The organism is Ferroplasma sp. (assembly GCF_037442045.1).
GTDB lineage: Archaea > Thermoplasmatota > Thermoplasmata > Thermoplasmatales > Thermoplasmataceae > Ferroplasma.
In genome coordinates this window covers 1-5,712 of sequence record NZ_JBBIRC010000063.1, presented here as the reverse complement: position 1 = coordinate 5,712, position 5,712 = coordinate 1, and the positions used below count along the sequence as shown (strand labels likewise).

Here is a 5,712-nt window from a genome sequence, read left to right as displayed (position 1 = left end):
CGATATGATAATATTATACATTTATAATTTTATTGATTAAGTTACTAATGTTTAATTAAAAGATGTTTATTTGCTACAAATTATTATCGCCGGTGCTATATCACTTCCCACTATAATTGGAATGTGCATAGATGGACGTAGAAGAGATTTCCTAATGGGCAATGAGAAAAATTTTTTTACCTGTATTGCAGATATATGTGGGTTTTGGCGATATTCATTATTCAAAAATAATTCCGTAAATATAAATTTGTCCAACTCCTATTATTATTTGTTTATGCAACAATGAAACAAGAATTAATTACTTATAACATGTGATACATGCGGAGAGTCTGAAATACACAAATTACTATATAACCTGTTATAATCGCCTAAAAATATGAAAAAAGAAGCGTATAAACAGCTGGATTTTGAAATTCTCTTGCCGGATGAGGATTTTGCTGCAAAATATAACGTAGAAAAAGCAATAGGGCTTGGATTGGCTTATCTTAATTTATTTGTTCCTAACCCATTCACCGGCAAAGTGCCGTATGAAAGCTTTTCTGCTGACATATCTCAGGAATTAAAGTCTTTTATTGATGCTTACAGGGAAAATATAGATTCAGGAAAACTTTGCAGTATGGATAAGGAACTTTTTATGGCATGCAAACTTCAAAGAATAGTCAATGATTATTTGATGAAAAGAGAAACAGTAGAAGGAAAAAATGCTTTGTTAATAGAAAAAATCAAAAATCAGTTCAATATAAAATTTCCAAAACAAAATTATGTTGTCAATGAGGAAAATCAAAATAATAAAAAAATTGAGAAGGAATTAAGCCCGGGAGAACTTTTGCAATTAATAGAAGTTTTGAGATACTTAAAAGATAATGATTTTACCAGGAAAGAAAATGGTGTAGAAATTGTTGTGACAGGTTCAGTAGATGGATTGGATATAAATCCGCTTCCATTGCAGTTTTTCTGCAATACAAATGATCCGGTAAAAATATCAGTAAATCTTTGCATGCTATACTCACGGAAAAAAAGAATTATAGCAGAGTTTGAAAATGAGTTTAGGATGGGCATCTTTACAGCACTTCTAAATATATTCGACGAAAACAGTCTCATCGAAGATTTATTAAAACCGGGCTTTTCCGCAGAAGATATAAAAAGGCTTGCTAACAATGGTAAGAAGAAACGCAGAAAGAGGATAGGTAATTTAAATATATTGCAATTAAGAGTTTCTATAAAAGGAATAAAACCTCCTATATGGAGAAAAATACTGGTAAGTTCTGATACAACTCTTCATGGTCTCCATCTAATAATTCAGGCAGCCTTTGGCTGGGGCTCGCTTTCTTTATATGAATTTTATGATGGAATCGAATATTATTCTATACCGGATGAATTTGGCTCCAAAGATGTTAATCCAAAAAAAGTAAAACTTACAGAATTTGGCATGAAGGTGGGTGATAAACTTGACTACATCTATGATTTCATAAATTATTGGGAACACACGATTATAGTACAAAAGATACTTCCATATGATTCTTCAGTTGAATTGCCTGATTGCATAGCAGGAAAGAGAAATATTCCCCCTGAGGACTGTGGAGGAGTCGTAAATTATGATAAAATTATGAAAAAACTAAAAGACCCTGAAGACCCTGAACATGCTAAAATAGTTGAAGAGTACCCATATTATGATCCTGATGAGTTCGACCTGAAAACAGCATCTGAAGATGTTAAAAATTATAAAGAAATCGATGAGGAATTGTAACACATGATTGTATAAAATTATTATGGCGTTATATAATTTCTGTATATGTGGAAATGCAAAAAAATGTTCATTAAGGTAAGAAAATCTGAATGCTTAGAATATATAAATTACTAAAATAAAATTTATTTTAAATTGCCTCTCAATACCTTTTTATCAATTTTGCCGACAGGCGTAACAGGAAGTGCATCCATGAACTCTATAACTTTAGGTACTTTGTATACTGCTAGTTTTTCTTTACAGTATTTTTTTATCATGTCTTCTGTTAAACTTTTATCAGAAAGAACTATAAAGGCCTTTACTGTTTCTCCCCTGTGTTCATTCGGTATGCCTATAACCGCACAGTCAGAAATTCCTGGATGTCCATAAAGCACATCTTCCACTTCCCTTGGATATATATTATATCCTCCTGCAATTATCATATCTTTTTTACGATCGACTATATAAAAATAGCCATCACTGTCCATTTTTGCTATATCACCTGTGTGAAGCCAATCATCTGTAAGAACGGATTCATTTTCTTTCGGCCGATTCCAGTAGCCACTCATCACCTGCGGGCCCTTTATAAGAAGTTCCCCTTCCTCTCCAGGTGGTAATTCCGTGGTTCCATCTTCAAGATCGACTATTTTCTCATAAGTTCCAGGGAGTGGAAGACCTATCGAACCGGCTTTTCTCCGATCTTTCCATTCCGCAGATAGAGGTGATATATTGGTAACAGGAGAACACTCGCTCAGCCCGTATCCTTCAACAAGAGTGCCCCCGGTTATATCCTCAAACTTTTTCTGCAATTCCTCTGGGAGTGCCATAGCTCCTGATATGCAGAGTTTTATATTATTTATGCCGTATTTTCTTATATCAGGATGGTTGATTATGCTGTGGTACATTGTTGGAATTCCTGGGAAAGCCACAGGTTTTTTCTTCTTAATTAAATTAAGTGTCATTTTAATATCTCTTGGATCTGGAACTATAATAAGGGAAGAACACTGAAGAAGAGGAGTGAGCATTGCGGTCATCATACCATAGACATGAAAATAAGGTATGGATGCAAGATAAGATATATTCTTTTTGAATTCTTCCGGGAACCATTCTATTAACTGGCTTGCATTGGACAGTAAGTTTTTATGCGTAAGCGCGGCAGCTTTTGGAATGCCGGTGGTTCCACCAGTATACTGTAAAAGTGCAAGATCTCTGTTTGGATCAATGGTTTCGTCTTCAATGTGTTTATATTGTTGTTTGCCCGTATACAGTATAATCCCAGGCCCCCCAACTTTTTTATGCCCAGTTTTCTTCATTAATTTATACAGCTTTGCCTTTACTGCAGGCAGATAATCTTCAACCCTTACTTCTATTATAGAATCAAGCAGCTTTCCCTGCAATGGCATAACCTTTGGAAGCATGTCATCCATGGCAATAATGGTGCGAGCGCCGGAATCTTTTAATTCATATTCAATTTCCGGCTGCGTGTAAAGCGGATTCATCTGAACAACAGTTATTCCAAGTTTCATTGATGCCATAAAAAATATAATATACTGTGGCAGATTTGGAAGCATGATTGCAAGCATATTACCTTTAAGCAGTTTCAGTTCATGCAAAAATGATGCTGCATTTTCCACCTCAGTTTTAAGGCCAGAATAGGTTATTTTATTTCCCATAAAGTCTATAGCCATCATGGAACTGCATTGATTTACAGACATGCAAAATTCATGGTATACTCCAGTATCAGGTATGTCAATATGCCTCTTTATTCCAGGCGGGTAAGCCTTCTCCATCAACTTGTCAAATTCTATCTCCTTTATTGTTAATTCCAGAATAATCACCTTCTGTGTATTAATAGCAAAATACGCCAGTAATATGGAGTATACAATAACGCATAAATAATATTACTATCAGAACAAATAAATGCATTAAATAATATATAAAATCAGTTATTTACCACTTTTTGCCGGTAATTTTCTCATACATGCTGATGTAAAGGTCCGAAACAGTTTTTACGATATTTTCAGGCAATGGAGTTATATCCGGCTCAGAAGCATTGTGATTTCTGGCTTCATAAAGTTTATCGTGATAACCGGTTTCACGGTAATACTGCCTTACCATTTCCTTGCTGAGTTCATTAACCTGCCCTTTATTATAATCATTCTTGTCCCAGAATCTGTCTTCATCCAGTGTTCCAAATGTGTCAATTATTACTGGCTCCCTTTCAATCCCCAGTGCAAATTCTTTTTTGCCGTCAGCATGTATTAATCCTCTCTTTTCAACTGAACTGTTTATCCTTCTGTCTATTTTGAATATTATTTCACGAATATTATACAGTTCCCCTAAATCCAGGCCCGATATGTCAAGTGCTTCCCTGGTTTGGAGATATCTATCGAATTTCTCAAATTTTGTGGAAACTTCAAAATATGGATCACAAAGGGGCGCCCCATATTCAGGAAAGTTTTTGAATCCAAGTGAGTGGTAATCGATTTCACCAGATTTTACACGATCATATAGAGAGCCTGCCATGTAATAGCGCGTTATAAATTCCAGGGGCACCATATAATTTGAAAGAAATCTATATCCATGTTCTATTTGGTTATATTTTTTAACTCTCATTTCAGACCCGGAAAGAAGTTCTATAAAATCTGTATCTATGCCAATAGATGAAACAATATCATACCAGTAAGTAGAAGTTCTGCACAGCGATTCTCCTTTGTGTGGTATAAAATTTGGAATTATCTTGTCAAAAACAGAAATTCTGTCGGAGAATTTAAAGACTAATGTGCCGTCATCATCGTAAACATCCTTAACCTTGCCCTTCCTAAGAAGCTCCATGCCTGTAAATAGTTAATGCGAATATAATATTATTCATTTAGAAAATAAATTCAAAATATTATTTATAGCACTGGTAAACAAAAACATTAACTGCTCTGTTATTTAAATTTCGAAGTCTACTATTTTATTAAATGCCTTTTCCTGTATAACTGGATATATTTTTCATAATTGTCAGGAAATATTGTAAGTATTGTCTCCAGTCTTCCAGAGAATTTCAGTGATGCTATGTAATTAGCACCCGATGATAGGCCAACAGAGTAAACGGTATTTCTCATTCAGCTCCTTGACTCCCTCGTATGCTTCATCTTCAGTTACAGTTACAAAGTTGTCTATATAATCTTTATAAATTTCAAGGATTTTTCTGTGATTGGAAACATATGGATTCCGAAGGCCTACAATATGTGATCCTTCAGCCGGGAGGACACCTGTAACCTCAACATCATACTTTTCTTTGAAATAGCGTGAAAGGCCAGTTATAGTTCCACCTGTGCCGATTCCTACAACGATATGGTCTATATGATTTAATTCTCTGGATATCTCCGGCCCAGTTCCATAGTAATGAGCCATAGAATTTAATTCATTTTCGTGCTGCCCAATTCTATAATATTTTTCAGGATTTAATTTTACCAGATTATCAATGTAATTTATTGAATTTTCAGTGCTGCTTCCAGGTGTCGTAACAACAGTTGCTCCATACTCTGCCAAAATTTCTTGTGTGGCTTCAGGTGCAGTTTCTGGTATAACTATTTCACTTTTTATTCCCATGAATTTTGAAATGCCTGCAATGGCAATGCCCGTGTTTCCTGATGAGGCTTCTATTATAGTTTGCCATTTTTTCAATGAACCGGTTTTCAATGCATAATCAATCATAAAAAATGATGCACGATCTTTAACCGATTTAAATTTATTATAATACTCAAGTTTAGCATAAATGCCAGTGTTATCAATTTTATAAAGTGGCGTATTGCCTATTCCAATTTTAATTGCTTCATTTTCAATTTCGGTGAATGTTGACATAGCTGCTTATGCATATTAAATTAATTAACATTATTATTTCTTCAACTAAATTGAGAAAATATTGCCGTTCTTAAAACATTGTGCATTGTTATGCAACATGTTCATTCGCAGCGTAGGCAGTCTCAGTCCTTCCTGCT

At 34.6% G+C, this 5,712-nt stretch carries 5 protein-coding genes; 1 reads left to right on the top strand and 4 read right to left on the bottom strand.

Annotation, left to right across the window (positions count from 1 at the left end):
• The first annotated feature begins 376 nt into the window (after positions 1-376).
• Positions 377-1,747 carry a plasmid pRiA4b ORF-3 family protein gene (locus WKI77_RS07085; protein ID WP_337861128.1) on the top strand — a complete coding sequence of 457 codons (1,371 nt, stop codon included), beginning with the start codon at positions 377-379 and terminating at the stop codon, positions 1,745-1,747.
• Positions 1,748-1,869: 122 nt separating this feature from the next.
• Here WKI77_RS07085 and WKI77_RS07080 read toward each other — a convergent pair whose 3' ends face one another.
• The 4 genes from WKI77_RS07080 to WKI77_RS07065 form a co-directional block, all read right to left on the bottom strand.
• Positions 1,870-3,561 (bottom strand): long-chain fatty acid--CoA ligase, encoded by a 1,692-nt coding sequence (locus WKI77_RS07080; protein ID WP_337861127.1) that lies wholly within the window; start codon positions 3,559-3,561, stop codon positions 1,870-1,872.
• A gap of 112 nt (positions 3,562-3,673) precedes the next feature.
• A complete protein-coding gene (locus WKI77_RS07075; protein ID WP_337861126.1) occupies positions 3,674-4,558 on the bottom strand; it encodes a phosphoribosylaminoimidazolesuccinocarboxamide synthase in 885 nt (294 codons plus the stop codon).
• Between the two features lie 119 nt (positions 4,559-4,677).
• Positions 4,678-4,833, bottom strand: coding sequence for a hypothetical protein (locus WKI77_RS07070; protein ID WP_337861125.1), 156 nt, complete (start codon positions 4,831-4,833; stop codon positions 4,678-4,680).
• On the bottom strand, positions 4,790-5,575 hold the full coding sequence (locus WKI77_RS07065) for a pyridoxal-phosphate dependent enzyme (protein ID WP_337861124.1): 786 nt from the start codon (positions 5,573-5,575) through the stop codon (positions 4,790-4,792). The genes WKI77_RS07070 and WKI77_RS07065 overlap by 44 nt, the downstream gene beginning before the upstream one ends.
• Positions 5,576-5,712 lie beyond the last annotated feature (137 nt).